We start from the raw sequence: 14,974 nt of genomic DNA, 5'->3' as shown, positions 1-14,974 counted from the left end.
ACTCGTCGCTCACACGTCGCGCTTCTCCAGCAGGGCCCAGGCTCCGGCGAACGCGGCCCCCGTCACCACCAGCATGAACCACAGCGGGTCCCAGCCGGAGGGGCCCGTGTCGGTGAGGGACTGGGAGTAGAAGACGCTCAGCTGGTTCGGGATGGAGTACTCGAACAGCGCCTGGCGCAGGTCCTCCAGGGACTCCGAGAACATGAACAGCGCGATCACCAACGGCGCCAGCAGCAGGCCGATCATGATGGTGATGGCGCCCGCGGAGTGCCGGATGATCGAGCCGACGACCAGCGACAGCAGGCCGAGCAGCGCGATGTAGAGCGAGACGCCGACCGTGCCCTTCAGCCACTCCGAGCCGGACGGCTCCCGCGCGTCGCTCAGCATGGAGACGTCGGCCAGCGCGACGAGCACCGACGACACCAGGGTGACCGTGAAGGCGACCGCGAAGAACACGATCCCCTTGGCCAGCAGCACCCGCCCGCGGGACGGGCAGGCGGTCATCGTGGTGCGGATCATGCCGGTGCCGTACTCCGAGGCCGTGGTCAGCACGCCCAGCGTCATGATGCACATGATGCCGAGCAGCAGCCCGAAGAAGCCGAACGACAGCGGGTTCTCGCCGACCAGATCGCCCTCGGTGGCGTTGGCGGCCACCAGGGCGGCGGTGGCCAGACCGATGCCGATCACCAGCACGACGAAGACGCCGAGCGTCCACATCGTCGAGCGCACCGACCGGATCTTCGTCCACTCCGAGGCGAGGGCGTGCCCGAGGTGTGTGCGGGTCACCGGGATCGGCGAGTTGTAGGCGGGATACGAAGCGCCGGGCGCCGCCTGCCAGTTCGGTGCGGCGGTCTGCGGCATCGGGGGCTGCGGGGTGCTCATCGGGCGTCCTCGGGCTTGGTCGTGTCGACGGCGGGAGCGTGGGCCGCGGCGGGCGCGGGCTGCGTGTACGGGTTCGGGGCGGACCCCGGGGCGGCCGGGGCCGCGGCGGGCGCCGCGGGGGCGCCGTACGGGCCCTGAGGGGGCGCCGGCGGCTGCGCGGGCTGTCCGGGCTGGCCCTGCTGGCCCTGCGGCATCGCGAAGGGCTGGCCGCCCTGCTGGGGCGGCGGCGGGGCGTACCAGCCGGGCTGGCCCTGCCCCGGCACCGGCATCTGCGGCTGCGCGCCGGGCGGCAGCGGCTGCTGGAGCCCCACCTTCTGGTCGATCGTGGAGCGGTAGTCGACGGCGCCCTGCGTCATCCGCATGTACGCCTCCTCCAGCGAGGCCTGGTGCGGCGACAGCTCCCACAGCCGTACGTCCGTCTCATGCGCGATGTCGCTGATGCGGGGCAGCGCGAGCCCCGTCACCCGCAGCGCGCCGTCCTGCTCGGGCAGCACATGGCCGCCCGCCTCGGCCAGCGCCGTGGCGAGCTTCTCGCGCAGCTGCGGCTCGGTGTCGGGCGTCCGCACCCGGGCGAAGCCGGCGGAGTTCGCGGCGATGAAGTCCTGCACGCTCATGTCGGCGAGCAGCTGGCCGCGCCCGATCACGATCAGGTGGTCGGCGGTCAGCGCCATCTCGCTCATCAGGTGCGAGGAGACGAAGACCGTACGGCCCTCCGCGGCGAGCGACTTCATCAGGTTCCGCACCCAGAGGATGCCCTCGGGGTCGAGGCCGTTGACCGGCTCGTCGAAGAGCAGCACCTGGGGGTCGCCGAGCAGCGCAGCGGCGATGCCGAGCCGCTGGCCCATGCCGAGCGAGAAGCCCTTGGAGCGCTTCCTCGCGACGTCCTGGAGACCCACGACGCCGAGCACCTCGTCGACCCGGCGGGCCGGGATGCCGGACAGCTGGGCGAGGCTCAGCAGGTGGGTGCGGGCGGTCCGGCCGCCGTGCACCGCCTTGGCGTCCAGCAGCGCGCCGACCTGGCGGGGGGCGTTGGGCAGCTTGCGGTACGGATAGCCGCCGATCGTCACCTGCCCCGCGCTGGGGTTGTCCAGGCCGAGGATCATCCGCATCGTCGTCGACTTGCCGGAGCCGTTGGGGCCCAGGAAGCCGGTGACGGCACCGGGCCGCACCTGGAAGGAAAGGTTGTACACAGCGGTCTTGTCGCCGTAGCGCTTGGTCAGGCCGACTGCCTCGATCATGCTCCGCACCCATCGAAAGGTTCAGGACAGCGGGGCACACGCCCCCGTAAGGGTTAGGAGGATATCCGGGCGCTGACGGTTCCCTTCAAGACAGAGCAAAGAAAGAAATCCCTACGCGTCCCGCTTCTTCAGCAGGACGAACCCGCCCGCGAGCGCCGCGATCACCCACAGCACCATGATCCCGAGCCCGCCCCAGGGCCCGTACGGGGTGTCGTTGTCGACCGGGGTGACCACCTGCATGATCTTGCTGCCGGCCTGGTCGGGCAGATAGCGGCCGATCTTCTTGGTGGCCGGGACATTGCCGAGGATGTTGGAGACCAGGAAGAAGAACGGCATCAGGATGCCCAGCGACAGCATCGGCGAGCGCAGCATCGCGGCGACGCCCATCGAGAACACCGCGATCAGCGTCATGTAGAGGCCACCGCCGATGACCGCCCGCAGCACTCCCTCGTCACCGATGGACGCCTTGTGCTCGCCGAGCATCGACTGGCCCAGGAAGAAGGTGACGAAGCTGGTGAACAGGCCGACCAGCAGCGAGAGCCCGGCGGCCACCGCGATCTTGCTGAACAGGAAGGAGCCGCGCTGCGGCACCGCGGCCAGCGAGGTGCGGATCATGCCGGTGCTGTACTCGTTGGACACCACCAGCACCCCGAACACGATCATCGCCAGCTGACCGAGGCTCATCCCGGCGAAACTGATGAAGGTCGGGTCGAAGGAGAGCTGGTCCTCGCGGTCCATGTTGTCGAACTCGTTCTTCGACAGCAGCGCGATCAGCATGCCCAGCGCCACGGTGACCACCACGGCCAGGGAGAGCGTCCACACCGTCGACGCCACCGAGCGGATCTTGGTCCACTCCGAGCGGATGACCTGACTCGTCGCCATCGCTCAGCCCTCCTTCCGCCAGCCGTCGCCCCAGGGCTGCCGCTGCTCCGGGGGCGCCTGGGAGTGCGCGTGGTACTCCACCGACTCCGCGGTCAGCTGCATGAACGCCTCCTCCAGAGACGCCTGCTGCGGGCTCAGCTCGTGCAGCACGATCTGGTGCTGCGCCGCCAGCTCCCCGATCCGCTCCGACTTGCCCCCGTCCACCTCCAGCGGGCCGCTCCCGGTCTGCACGACCGTCATCCCGGCCCGCTGGAGGACATCGACCAGCCGGTCCCGGTGCGGGGTGCGGATACGGACGTAGGAGCGCGAGTTCTGGGCGATGAAGTCGGCCATGGACGTGTCGGCGAGCAGCCGGCCCTGGCCGATGACGACGAGATGGTCGGCGGTCAGCGCCATCTCGCTCATCAGATGCGAGGAGACGAACACCGTCCGGCCCTGGGAGGCGAGGGACTTCATCAGATTGCGGATCCAGTGGATGCCCTCGGGGTCGAGCCCGTTGACCGGCTCGTCGAACATCAGGATCCGCGGATCGCCGAGCAGCGCGCCCGCGATGCCGAGCCGCTGGCCCATGCCGAGCGAGAAGCCCTTGGCCTTCTTCCTCGCCACCGCGGTCAGGCCCACGGTGTCGAGGACCTCGTGCACCCGTGTCCTCGGGATGCCGTTGCTCTGGGCGAGACAGAGCAGATGGTTGAAGGCGCTGCGCCCGCCGTGCATGGCCTTCGCGTCCAGCAGCGCCCCGATGTACTTCAGGGGGTCCTTCAGCTGGTCGTAGTGCTTGCCGTCGATGCGGACATCGCCCGCCGTCGGCCGGTCCAGGCCCAGCAGCATGCGCATGGTCGTGGACTTGCCGGCGCCGTTGGGGCCGAGGAACCCGGTCACGATGCCGGGTCTGACGGTGAAGGTGAGGTTGTTGACCGCCACCTTCTCGCCGTACCGCTTGGTCAGCCCTTCCAGCTCGATCATGCCGACACGCTAAAACGGGACAAAGCCCTCTGCCACCTCAGTGGCAGAGGGCTTCGCAGGTGTTCAGCGGGTGTACGCCGAGGCGTTACCGGGACCGCTGTTACCGGGTCTGCTGCGCCGGAACCCCACGGGAGATCGGCTCGTCCTCGGCCGGGCTGCCGGCCGCGGCCACCGCGGCGCCGGTGAGGGTCGCCAGCATCTCGCGCACGTTCGTCAGCTGGGCGTTGATCGAGTCGCGGCGGTTGGTCAGCGCCGCGAGCTCGCGCTCGGATTCCGAACGGATGCGGTCGGCCTTGGCGTTCGCGTCCGCGACGATGTCCTCGGCCTGGCGCTGCGCGGTCTCCACGGTCTGGCGTGCGCGGCGCTCGGCGTCCGTGCGCAGCTTCTCGGCCTCCAGGCGGAGCTGCTCCGCGCGGTGCTCGATCTCCGCGAGGCGCTTCTCGGCCTTCTGCTGACGGGAGGCCAGGTCGCGCTCGGACTGCTCGCGGCGCTTGGCGAGGTTGGTCTCGAAGTCGGCGGCGGCCTGCGCGGCCTTGGCGCGGGTCTCCTCGAAGAGGGCGTCCGCCTCCTCGCGCTTGGACTGCGCGTCCTTCTGCGCCTCGGAGCGCAGCTGAGAGGCCTCGCCCTTGGCCTTCTCGACGATCCGGACGCCCTCGTCCTCCGCCTTGGCCTTGCGCTCCGCCGCGAACGATTCTGCGTCGTTACGAACCTGCTGGGCCGCCGACTCGGCCAGCTCGCGGTGCTGCTCGGCGGCGCGCCGGGCCTCCTCGCGCAGATCCTTGGCCTCTTCCTCGGCGAGGCGCAGGATCTTCTCGACACGCGCGCCGAGACCGGCGTACGACGGCTCGGCGTCGGTCACCTGGGCCTGGGCGTTCTGCGTTTCGAGGTGGAGTTCCTCGATGCGCTTTTCCAGAGCGGTGATGCGGGCGAGAGCGCTGTCACGGTCGGAGACGAGCTTGGAGATCCGTTCGTCCACCTGAGCGCGGTCGTACCCACGCCGCACAAGCTCGAAGCCGTAGGGGGAAGTGTCGCTCATGGGGTTCCTGTCGAAAGAGACCGGTGAGGTGATAGGTGGAATCCTAGGGGCCGAAGCGGTGTGTCATCGAGCGGATACGTGTTTGATCTGGAGAATGACACCCCTTTTGAGTGGCTAACCGTCGGACGGCTTGCCAAAAACTAGGTCAAAGGCCCCAGACGACACCCGAATCCGGTTGCTTGGCTAGCCCTCCGACGGCTTGCCACCCGATCGTGGGGCGCCGACCGTCGCGCCGGCCTTGACGCCACCGTCCTTGCCCGCGGCAGGGGCCTCGAAGGACTCCAACGCCTCCAGGACGTCCTGGACACGGGAGATCTCGGCGTTGATGTCCTCACGCCGGCGCACGAGCACCTCCAGCTCGCGCTTGCCCTCCTCGACCGTGCGCTTGGCCTCGCGGATCGCCTCGGCCCTGAGCTCCTCGGCCTCCTTGACCAGCGAGCTCTTCTTCTGCTCGGCCTCCTTGAGCAGCCCTTCGGCCTTCTTCACCGCGGCGATGCGGACCTTGCCCGCCTCGGAGTTGGCCTCCGAGACCAGCTCCTTCGCCTTCGCCTGGGCCTTCTCCAGCTGCTCCTCGGCCGCCTTGATGAGCGCGTCGCAGCGGTCCCCGGTCGACTTCATGGTCTCCGCGGCCTCGCGGCGGGCCCGCTCGTGCAGCTTCTCGATCTCGCCGGTGATGCGGTCGCGCAGCTCCTCCGCGCGCTCCCTTATCGCGGTCGCGTCCCGGCGGGCGCCGACGAGCAGCTCGTCCGCGTCCGTACGGGCCTTCTCCACCCGGGAGTTGCCCTCGACCGTCGCCTCCGCGACCAGCCGGTCGGCCTCCTTGCGGGCGGCGCCCACCATGGTGTCGGCCTGGCCCTCGGCGTCCGCGGTCGTCTTGTGCGCCTGCGTCTGCGCCTCGGTGAGCAGCTTGTCGGCCTCGGCGGTGGTCTCCGTGATGAGCGTGTCGACCTGCTCCGCCGCCTCCGAGCGCCGCTTGTTGGCGTCCTTGCGGGCCTCGTCCAGGGTCCGCTCGGCCTCCTCGCGCGCGGCCGTGGTGACCCGCTCGGCCTCCGCCAGCGCGTCCGCCTTCATCCGCTCCGACTCGGCGCGGACCCGCTCGGCGTGCTGCTGCGCGGAGCCCACCGTCTCGGCGGCCTCGGCACGCAGCCGCTCCGCGTCGCCGGTGGCGTCCGAGATCAGCTTCTCGGCGTTCGCGACCGACTCGGCGCGGACCCGCTCGGTCTCCTCGGCCGTCTCGGTGGTGAGCCGCTCCGCCTCCGAACGCGCCTCGGTGATCAGGGTGTCGGCCTGCGTCGCCGCGTCCGAGCGGATGCGGTTGGCGTCCTCGCGGGCGTCCGCCCGGGTGCGCGAAGCCGCCTGGTCGGCCTCGGCGATGGCGTCCGAGGCCTGCGTACGGACCCGCTGGGCGTGCTCGGAGGCGTCGGCGCGCAGCCGCTCCGCCTCCGCGATCGCCTCGGACATGGTCCGCTCGGCCAGCGCCTTTGCGGCATCCGACTCCTGCGCCGCCTCGCGCCGGATCCGGCCCGCGTCCTCCGAGGCCCGCTCCCGCTCCGAGTAGGCGTCGCCGCGGACCCGGTCCGCCTCCTCCTCGGCCTCCCGCCGGGTGCGCTCCGCCGCGTGCTCGGCGGCGCTGCGCAGCCCCTGGATCTCCTCCTGGGCCTGCTCGTGCAGCCCGGTCACCGAGTCGCGGACCTGCTGGGCGTGCTGCTCGGCCGCCGACACCATCTCGGTGGCGCGCCGGTCGGCCTCCTCGACCAGCCGGACCGCCTCGGCCTGCGCCTCGTCCACGCGGTTGCGCGCCGAGGCCAGCAGCTCCTCGCTCTGCTCGCGGGCCCGCTCCCGCTCCTGGTCGGCCTCCTGGCGCGCCGAACCGAGGGTCTCCTCGGCCTCGCGGCGGCGCCGGGTGGCCTCCTCCTGGGCGGCGGCCAGCGTCTCGGACGCCTCGGTGGCCAGGCGCTCGGCCGCGGCCTGCGCCTCGGCGCGCATCCGGTCGGCGCTGTCCTGCGCCTCCGACTTCAGCCGCTCCGCCTCGGCTGCGGCCTCCGAACGCAGGCGTACGGCGATGGCCTCGCCCTCCGCGCGGGAGGCGGACGCGTCCGCCGCAGCCTCGCCCCGCAGCCGCTCGGCCTCCGCCTCGGCCTGCTGCTGAAGCGCGCGGATCCGCTCGGCGGACTCCGTGCGCAGCCGCTCGCTCTCCTCGGCGGCCTCGCGGCGGATCCGCTCGGCCTCCTGACGTGCGTCGGTCAGCGCCTGCTCGGCGGCCGCCAGCCGCTGCTCGGTCTCCGCCTGGAGCCGGGCCAGCCCCTCGGCGGCCTCCTGCCGCCGGGCCTCCATGGCCTGCTCGGTCTCCTCGCGCAGCTCGCGCGCGGCCCGCTCGGCCTCGGCCCGGATGCCCTCGGACTGCTCGACGACCTCGTCGCGGTGGCGCTCGGCCTCCTGCCGGGTGCGCTCCAGGGTCTCCTCGGCCTGCCGGCGCAGCGTCGTGGCGCGCTCGATGGCCTCGGTGCGGACCTTCTCGCTGTCCGCGGCCGCGCCCTGCCGCAGCTCGTCGGCGTCCTGCCGGGCCTTCGACAGCAGTTCCTCGGCGGTCTTGGCCGCCTCCTCGATCTGCTGGACGGCCTCCTTGCGGGCCTCCGCGCGGATCTTCTCGCCCTCGGCGACCGCGTCGGCGCGCAACTGCTCGGCCTCGCCGCGCAGGCGGCGCGCCTCCTCCTGGAGCTCGACCGTCTTGGCGCGGTACTCCTTGGTGTCGTCCTTCGCGGCGCCCTTGAGCTGCTCGGAGATGTCATGCGCCTCGGCGCGCAGCCGGTCCGCCTCGGCCTCCGCCTCCCGGCGGATCCGCTCGGCCTCCTCGGCGGCGGCCTTGGTGGTGTTCTTCGCGTCCTCCTGCGCCCGGTTGAGGACGTCCTCGGCCGTCTTGGCCGCCTTCGACAGCTGGGTCGCGCTCTCCTCGGCGGTGAGCGTACGGGCCTTCTCGGCGGCCTCGGTCAGGACCTTCTCAGCCTCCGCGCGGGCGTCCGCGACGACCTGCTCGGCGTCCGCCTTGGTGGCCTCTGCCTCCTTGGTGGCCTCGCTGACCAGCCGGGCGACCTGCTCCTTGGCCGTACGGGTGCGCTGCTCGTTGGTCGACTCGGCGGTGCTGAGCGCCTTGGCCGCGGCCTCCTTGGCCTCGGTGAGGACCTTCTCCGCCTCGGACTGCGCCTTGCGCAGCGCCTCCTCGGCCTCCGCCATCCGCTGCTCGGCGGCCCGGCTCAGCTCACCGGCCTGGCGGCGGGCCGCGTCCGACTCGGTGGCGGTGGAGCTGCGGAGCTGCTCGGCGTGGTCGGTGGCCTCCTGGGCCTGGTTGGAGGCCGCGTTCAGCAACCGCTCGGCGTCGGTACGGGCCCGGCGCAGCAGCTGCTCGGCCTCCGCGCGGGCCGCCTCGGCCTCGCTCTGGAGGCGCTGGCGGGCCTCGCCGGTGACCCGCTCGGCCTCGGCGCGGGCCGCCGCCATGGCCTGGTCGGCCTCGGTCCGGGACTCGTCGAGGAGGCGGCGGGCCTGGGACTCGCTGCGGGCGCGCAGCTGCTCGGCCCACGCCACGTTCTCGTTGACATGGCTCTCGACGTTCTGGCGGCGTTCGGCGAGCTCCTGGTCGAGCTGCTGGCGGCGGGTGACCGCCTCCTGGTGCAGCTCCGCCTGGAGCCGCGCGGCCTGCTCGGCGTGCTCCTGGAGGATGCGCTGCGTCTGCGCGCGGGCCTGGCTCAGCTCCCGCTCGGCGTCCTGCCGCAGCTGGTCGGCCTGGATCTGCGCGTTCCGCAGCAGCTGCTCGGCCTGATAGCCGATGTCACCGCCGCCGAATTCGGGCCGGGACATGATGGTGCGCCGCGCCTCGTGCAGCTTGGCGCGCAGCACCTCGACCTGGTAGCCGAGGTCCTCGGCGTGCTGGATCGCCTTTTCCCGCTCGGTCTTCAGCCGCTCCATCTCGGCCTCGAACCGAGAGAGGTGGTCGACGTCAGCCGCCGGCTCTCGCTCCTGGCGTTCGTAGCCCCGCACTGCGCGGTCCCATCCGTCCCCTGGTCGCAAGTCTCTCCATACGAGCTCCGTCCATCCGCCGAACGGGGCCCCCGGGGAATGGTGTCAGATCAACGACGGAGCATGGGCTGCTGCCCCGACGCTCGTCCCCCGAAACCTGGACCCCGGCCCGCGATCGAACGCCCGAGAGCGACGACCGACCCCAACCCTACCGGCCCATATGTACGAGGGTCAGTGCTCAGGTGACTCAACAGGCGCCGAAGTGACCAGTTCTGTCAGTACTCCATGGCAATCCTTGGGGTGCAGGAAGGTGATTCGTGACCCCATGGAACCGCGTCGGGGCTCCTCGTACAGGACGCGTACGCCCTTGTCCTTGATGTCGGCGGCGTCCGCGTCGACGTCCGCGGTGCCGAAGGCGATGTGGTGGACGCCCTCGCCGTTCTTGGCGAGCCACTTGGCGACCGTGGAGTTTTCGCGGGTCGGCTCCAGGAGCTGGAGGTAGGACGCCCCGCCGTCGGACGTATCGTTGATCTTGAGCATGGCCTCACGGACCCCCTGCTCCTCGTTGACCTCGGAGTGGAACACCTCGAAGCCGTAGGTGGCCCGGTAGAACTCGACGGTCTTGTCGAGGTCGAAGCAGGCGATCCCGATGTGGTCGATTCGCGTCAGCATGGTGTTAGTGCAGCGCTCCCGAGGTGGTAACGCAACGTGCCAGCGATCACATCGACAGCCCGGTGACGGCACGGAGTGCCACTCAGTACATTCGAAGTAAACCCTCGTTCACTCCTCGGCTGTGCAAGCTGGAAGGGGATCGCACCTCATGTCTGGAACGAACGGCACTACCTCGGTGATCGTCGCGGGCGCCCGTACGCCCATGGGACGACTGCTGGGCTCGCTGAAGACCTTCTCCGGAGCCGACCTCGGCGGCTTCGCGATCAAGGCCGCCCTCGACCGTGCGGGGATCGGTGGCGACCAGGTGCAGTACGTCATCATGGGCCAGGTCCTCCAGGCCGGCGCCGGGCAGATCCCGGCCCGCCAGGCCGCCGTCAAGGGCGGCATCCCGATGAACGTCCCGGCGCTGACCGTCAACAAGGTCTGTCTCTCCGGCCTCGACGCCATCGCCCTCGCCGACCAGCTGATCCGCGCCGGCGAGTTCGACATCATCGTCGCCGGTGGCCAGGAGTCCATGACCAACGCGCCGCACCTGCTGCCGAAGTCCCGCGAGGGCTTCAAGTACGGCGCCATCGAGATGCTCGACTCGATGGCCCACGACGGTCTGACCGACTCCTTCGAGGGCATCGCCATGGGCGAGTCCACGGAGAAGCACAACACGCGCCTCGGCATCCAGCGTCCCGAGCAGGACGAGATCGCCGCGCTGTCCCACCAGCGGGCCGCCGCCGCGCAGAAGAACGGCATCTTCGAGGCCGAGATCACCCCGGTCGAGATCCCGCAGCGCAAGGGCGAGCCCGTCGTCTTCAGCAAGGACGAGGGCATCCGCGCCGAGACGACCGCCGAGTCGCTGGGCAAGCTGCGGCCCGCCTTCGCCAAGGACGGCACCATCACCGCCGGTACGTCCTCGCAGATCTCCGACGGTGCCGCCGCGGTGGTCGTGATGAGCAAGGCCAAGGCGCAGGAGCTGGGCCTGGAGTGGATCGCGGAGATCGGCGCGCACGGCAATGTGGCGGGGCCGGACAACTCGCTCCAGTCGCAGCCCTCGAACGCGATCCTGCACGCCCTGAAGAAGGAGGGCCTGGACGCGTCCGACCTGGACCTGATCGAGATCAACGAGGCCTTCGCCGCGGTTGCCGTGCAGTCAATGAAGGACCTCGGGGTGTCCACGGAAAAGGTGAACGTCAACGGTGGTGCGATTGCCCTCGGTCACCCGATCGGCATGTCGGGCGCGCGTCTCGTGCTGCACCTGGCGCTGGAGCTGAAGCGGCGGGGCGGTGGCGTCGGCGCGGCCGCGCTGTGCGGTGGCGGTGGCCAGGGTGACGCGCTGATCGTGCGGGTACCGAAGGCCTGACCTGTCTTTCCCTTGAGTGAACGGAGCTGTGATGCAGGACGTCTCCACGCTGGTGGCCCAGGCCAGGGAGGGCAGGCCGCGGGCCGTGGCTCGCCTGATCTCCCTGGTGGAGGGGGCGTCTCCGCAGCTCAGGGAGGTCATGGCGGCACTGGCGCCGCTGACGGGCGGGGCGTATGTGGTGGGCCTGACGGGGTCGCCGGGTGTCGGTAAGTCGACCTCGACCTCCGCGCTGGTCACGGCGTATCGCAAACAGGGCAAGCGGGTCGGCGTGCTCGCCGTGGACCCCTCCTCGCCCTTCTCCGGCGGCGCCCTCCTCGGCGACCGCGTCCGCATGTCGGAGCACGCCTCCGACCCCGGCGTCTACATCCGGTCCATGGCCACCCGGGGTCACCTGGGCGGCCTCGCCTGGGCGGCTCCGCAGGCCATCCGGGTCCTGGACGCGGCCGGCTGCGACGTGATCCTGGTCGAGACGGTCGGGGTGGGCCAGTCGGAGGTCGAGATCGCGTCCCAGGCGGACACGTCCGTGGTTCTCCTGGCCCCGGGCATGGGTGACGGCATCCAAGCGGCCAAGGCCGGAATCCTGGAGATCGGCGACGTCTACGTCGTCAACAAGGCCGACCGGGACGGCGCGGACGCCACGGCCCGCGAGCTGAACCACATGCTGGGCCTCGGCGAGTCCCGGGGGCCCGGCGACTGGCGGCCGCCGATCGTGAAGACGGTGGCGGCGCGGAGCGAGGGCGTCGACGAGGTCGTGGAGGCCCTGGAGAAGCACCGCGCCTGGATGGAGGAGCACGGTGTCCTGACCGAGCGACGGCGCTCGCGTGCGGCGCGGGAGGTGGAGACGATCGCGGTTACGGCGTTGCGGGAACGCATCGGTGACCTGCATGGGGATCGTCGCCTGAGCGCGCTGGCGGAGCGGATCGTTTCGGGGGAGCTGGATCCGTATCGGGCGGCGGATGAACTGGTGGCGGGGCTTACGCAGGGCTGACAGCCTTTTTCCTCGCCCCCGCCGATCCGACCCGTCTCATCCCAGGGGGCTCTGCCCCCTGGACCCCCCAGGGGACGGTGGGGGTCCCCCCTCTGGGGGAAGGTAGGGGCGGCGGGGGCGAGGATCGGGTGTTCGGCCGGTACGGAGTGCGCGCGGGCTGACGTCAGTCGTCGTCCTTGTCGTTCCTGTCCTGGGCGAGGGCACCCGTCCTGGTGTCGACCTTCCATTCGCCCTGCGTGGTCGTCACGGTCCAGGCCCCGGGGCCGTCGTCGTCCAGCTCGACCTCCGTGACGGTGCCGTGCGCCGCGCCCGTCCGGGCCGCCTCGCGGGCGTCCACCGTCGTGCCCTTCAGGGCGGCCACGTCGTCGCGGTCGTCGCTGTCGTCGTCGTCCCGCTGGGCGCCGAGGACCTTGCCGGTGTCGGGGGCGACCCTGACGGTGTATTCGGTGCCGTCCGGCTTTACGACGTCCACGTCCCAGGTGTCGTCCCCGTCGTCCTCCAGGTCGACCGCGACGGCCGTACCCGGGGTGTGCGCAAGTGCCGCCGTCACGGCGTCGGCCGCGGTCACGGTCGCGGTGCGGGCCTCGGTGGTGTCGTCGTCGCGGCTGTCGTCGTCGCGATCGTCGGCCACCCGGGCGTTCGTCTCCCGTTGCGTGGGGGCGCTGTCGTCGTCCCCGGAGGCGTAGGCCGCGAAGCTGCCGCCCCCGATGAGGGCCGCAGCGGCCACGGTGGCGATGACGATGTTGCGCTTGCTCTTCATCCTGGTTCCTCCCCAGTCGTTCGGTTCGACGGGAACCAATCTGATGAACCGACGCTGAGGAGAACCTGAAGGACCCTGAAGATCGCTTCAGGTTCCCTCTGCCACCCTGGAGCGCATGCGCCTGTTGATCGTGGAGGACGAGAAGCGGCTTGCCCTCTCGCTCGCCAAGGGGCTGACCGCCGAGGGATACGCCGTGGACGTCGTGCACGACGGGCGCGAAGGGCTGCACCGGGCGAGCGAGTCGCCGTACGACCTCGTCATCCTCGACATCATGCTGCCGGGGATGAACGGCTACCGCGTGTGCGGTGCGCTCCGGGCCGCCGGGCACGACGTGCCGATCCTGATGCTGACCGCCAAGGACGGGGAGTACGACGAGGCGGAGGGGCTGGACACGGGGGCTGATGACTATCTCACCAAGCCGTTTTCGTATGTCGTGCTCGTCGCCCGGATCAAGGCGCTGCTGCGGCGGCGCGGGCCCGGTGCCTCACCCGTGCTCGTGCACGGGGATCTGAAGGTCGACACCGCCGCCCGCCGCGTCCACCTCGGGGAGAGCGAAGTCGCGCTCACCGCCAAGGAGTTCGCCGTTCTTGAGCAACTCGTCACTCGGGCCGGTGAGGTCGTCTCCAAGGCGAGCATCCTGGAGCACGTCTGGGACTTCGCCTACGACGGCGACCCCAACATCGTCGAGGTCTACATCAGCACCCTGCGCCGCAAGCTCCGCCCCGGCCTCATCCGTACCGTCCGCGGCGCCGGGTACCGGCTGGAGTCGGGCCGATGAGACGCCTGTTCGGGTCGGTTCGGGCGCGGGCGACGATCGGGGCCACCCTGGTCGTCGCGGTGGCGCTGGTCGCGGCGGGCGCCGCTGTACTGCTGTCCCTGCGGTCCAATCTGATCGACCAGGCGGGGACCAAGGCCGAGCGCACCGCCCGGAACATCGCCGCCCAGCTCGCCTCGGGCCGGCCCTACGACCGGCTCGACCTGGACGACGAGACGCCGGTCCAGGTTGTCGATGAGAGCGGGACGCTCGTCGCGGCCAGCGAGGACCTGGAGCGGATCAGCGGGACGGGGACGGCACAGGTCACCCCCAGTCCGCCGCGGCCCGGCCCCACCAGCGGCGACGATGACGACGATGACGACGACGTCTCCCTCGAACCCGGCGAGATCGACCCCGACACCGACTTCACCGACGGGTCCGCGACCATCGACGGCACCACCGAGGACTACCGGTTCGCCACGGTCCGGGTCAAAGCCGGTGACGGGGGACGGCTCACCGTCACCGCCGGTGGCTCCCTGGACGCCGAGCAGAGCGCCGTGAACACCGCGACCACCGTCATGCTGATCGGCTTCCCGCTGCTGATCGGCGTCGTCGCGGCCGTGACCTGGCTGGTCACCCGGCGTGCCATGCGCCCGGTGGAGGGCATCCGGAGCGAGCTGGCGGCGATCACCGCCTCCCAGGACCTGGCGCGCCGGGTACCCGAACCGGCCACCCACGACGAGGTCGCCCGCCTCGCCCGCACCACCAATGAGACCTTGACCGCCCTGGAGGCCTCCGTCGAGCGCCAGCGGCGCTTCGTCGCCGACGCCTCCCACGAACTGCGCAGCCCGATCGCCTCGTTGCGCACCCAGCTCGAAGTGGCCGCCGCGCACCCGGAGTTCCTGGACCTGGACGGGGCGGTCGCCGACACCGTACGGCTTCAGCACCTTGCCGCCGACCTGCTGCTGCTCGCCCGGCTCGACGCGGGGGAGCGGCCCACCGAGGGGCGGGTGGAGCTCGCCGCGCTGGCCGAGGAGGAGGCCGAGGGGCGGGCGGGGGTGACGGTGGGGGCGCACGCGCCGGTGGAAGTGGCCGGATCGCGGGGGCAATTGGGGCGAGTGCTGGCCAACCTGCTCAATAACGCCGGTCGGCACGCCCGTTCCGCGATCACCGTGACCGTCCGCCGGGAGGGGGAGTGGGCCGTGGTTCAGGTCGCCGACGACGGCGACGGTGTGCCCGAGGCCGACCGGGAGCGGATCTTCGAGCGGTTCGTACGGCTGGACGAGGCCCGCAGCCGGGACGACGGCGGTGCCGGTCTGGGCCTGGCCATCGCCCGCGATGTCGCCGAGCGGCACGGCGGCACGCTCACGGTGGGCGACGCGCCGGAAGGCGGAGCCCTGTTCGAACTCCGCCTTCCGTCGGCCGCCTGACCGGCCC

12 protein-coding genes are annotated in these 14,974 nt (G+C 71.3%); 4 read left to right on the top strand and 8 right to left on the bottom strand.

Annotation, left to right across the window (positions count from 1 at the left end; genetic code table 11):
• Nucleotides 1–9: 9 nt before the first annotated feature.
• The 7 genes from BN159_RS14775 to mce all read right to left on the bottom strand — a co-directional run bounded on the left by BN159_RS14775 (nt 10) and on the right by mce (nt 9,684).
• Nucleotides 10–882 carry an ABC transporter permease subunit gene (locus BN159_RS14775; RefSeq protein WP_015657785.1) on the bottom strand — a complete coding sequence of 291 codons (873 nt, stop codon included), beginning with the start codon at nt 880–882 and terminating at the stop codon, nt 10–12.
• Entirely contained in the window at nt 879–2,120 is a 1,242-nt protein-coding gene (locus BN159_RS14770; RefSeq protein ID WP_015657784.1) for an ABC transporter ATP-binding protein, read from the bottom strand. The genes BN159_RS14775 and BN159_RS14770 overlap by 4 nt, the downstream gene beginning before the upstream one ends.
• Nucleotides 2,121–2,231: 111 nt before the next feature.
• Complete coding sequence (locus tag BN159_RS14765; protein WP_015657783.1) at nt 2,232–3,002, bottom strand: ABC transporter permease; 771 nt, start codon at nt 3,000–3,002, stop codon at nt 2,232–2,234.
• Between the two features lie 3 nt (nt 3,003–3,005).
• Nucleotides 3,006–3,965 (bottom strand): ABC transporter ATP-binding protein, encoded by a 960-nt coding sequence (locus BN159_RS14760; RefSeq protein WP_015657782.1) that lies wholly within the window; start codon nt 3,963–3,965, stop codon nt 3,006–3,008.
• A 100-nt stretch (nt 3,966–4,065) separates the two neighbouring features.
• On the bottom strand, nt 4,066–5,001 hold the full coding sequence (locus tag BN159_RS14755; RefSeq protein ID WP_015657781.1) for a coiled-coil domain-containing protein: 936 nt from the start codon (nt 4,999–5,001) through the stop codon (nt 4,066–4,068).
• 183 nt (nt 5,002–5,184) lie between these two features.
• Nucleotides 5,185–9,033: a polarized growth protein Scy gene (gene scy / locus BN159_RS14750; RefSeq protein WP_015657780.1), complete on the bottom strand. Its 3,849-nt coding sequence runs from the start codon at nt 9,031–9,033 to the stop codon at nt 5,185–5,187.
• Nucleotides 9,034–9,243: 210 nt separating this feature from the next.
• Nucleotides 9,244–9,684 carry a methylmalonyl-CoA epimerase gene (mce, locus tag BN159_RS14745; RefSeq protein ID WP_015657779.1) on the bottom strand — a complete coding sequence of 147 codons (441 nt, stop codon included), beginning with the start codon at nt 9,682–9,684 and terminating at the stop codon, nt 9,244–9,246.
• Nucleotides 9,685–9,832: 148 nt separating this feature from the next.
• Between mce and BN159_RS14740 the strand changes: the two genes are divergently transcribed.
• Nucleotides 9,833–11,035, top strand: coding sequence for an acetyl-CoA C-acetyltransferase (locus BN159_RS14740; protein WP_015657778.1), 1,203 nt, complete (start codon nt 9,833–9,835; stop codon nt 11,033–11,035).
• Nucleotides 11,036–11,066: 31 nt separating this feature from the next.
• Entirely contained in the window at nt 11,067–12,023 is a 957-nt protein-coding gene (gene meaB / locus BN159_RS14735) for a methylmalonyl Co-A mutase-associated GTPase MeaB (RefSeq protein WP_015657777.1), read from the top strand.
• A gap of 163 nt (nt 12,024–12,186) precedes the next feature.
• Here the strand turns inward: meaB and BN159_RS14730 are convergent, their stop codons facing one another.
• On the bottom strand, nt 12,187–12,783 hold the full coding sequence (locus BN159_RS14730; RefSeq protein WP_015657776.1) for a PepSY domain-containing protein: 597 nt from the start codon (nt 12,781–12,783) through the stop codon (nt 12,187–12,189).
• A gap of 115 nt (nt 12,784–12,898) precedes the next feature.
• Between BN159_RS14730 and BN159_RS14725 the strand changes: the two genes are divergently transcribed.
• Nucleotides 12,899–13,561: a response regulator transcription factor gene (locus BN159_RS14725; protein ID WP_015657775.1), complete on the top strand. Its 663-nt coding sequence runs from the start codon at nt 12,899–12,901 to the stop codon at nt 13,559–13,561.
• Nucleotides 13,558–14,967, top strand: a complete 1,410-nt coding sequence (locus BN159_RS14720; protein ID WP_015657774.1) for a sensor histidine kinase — start codon at nt 13,558–13,560, stop codon at nt 14,965–14,967. The genes BN159_RS14725 and BN159_RS14720 overlap by 4 nt, the downstream gene beginning before the upstream one ends.
• Nucleotides 14,968–14,974: the final 7 nt, after the last annotated feature.

This window comes from Streptomyces davaonensis JCM 4913 (genome assembly GCF_000349325.1).
Classification (GTDB): Bacteria; Actinomycetota; Actinomycetes; order Streptomycetales; family Streptomycetaceae; genus Streptomyces; species Streptomyces davaonensis.
This window is presented reverse-complemented; position numbering and strand designations above follow the sequence as displayed.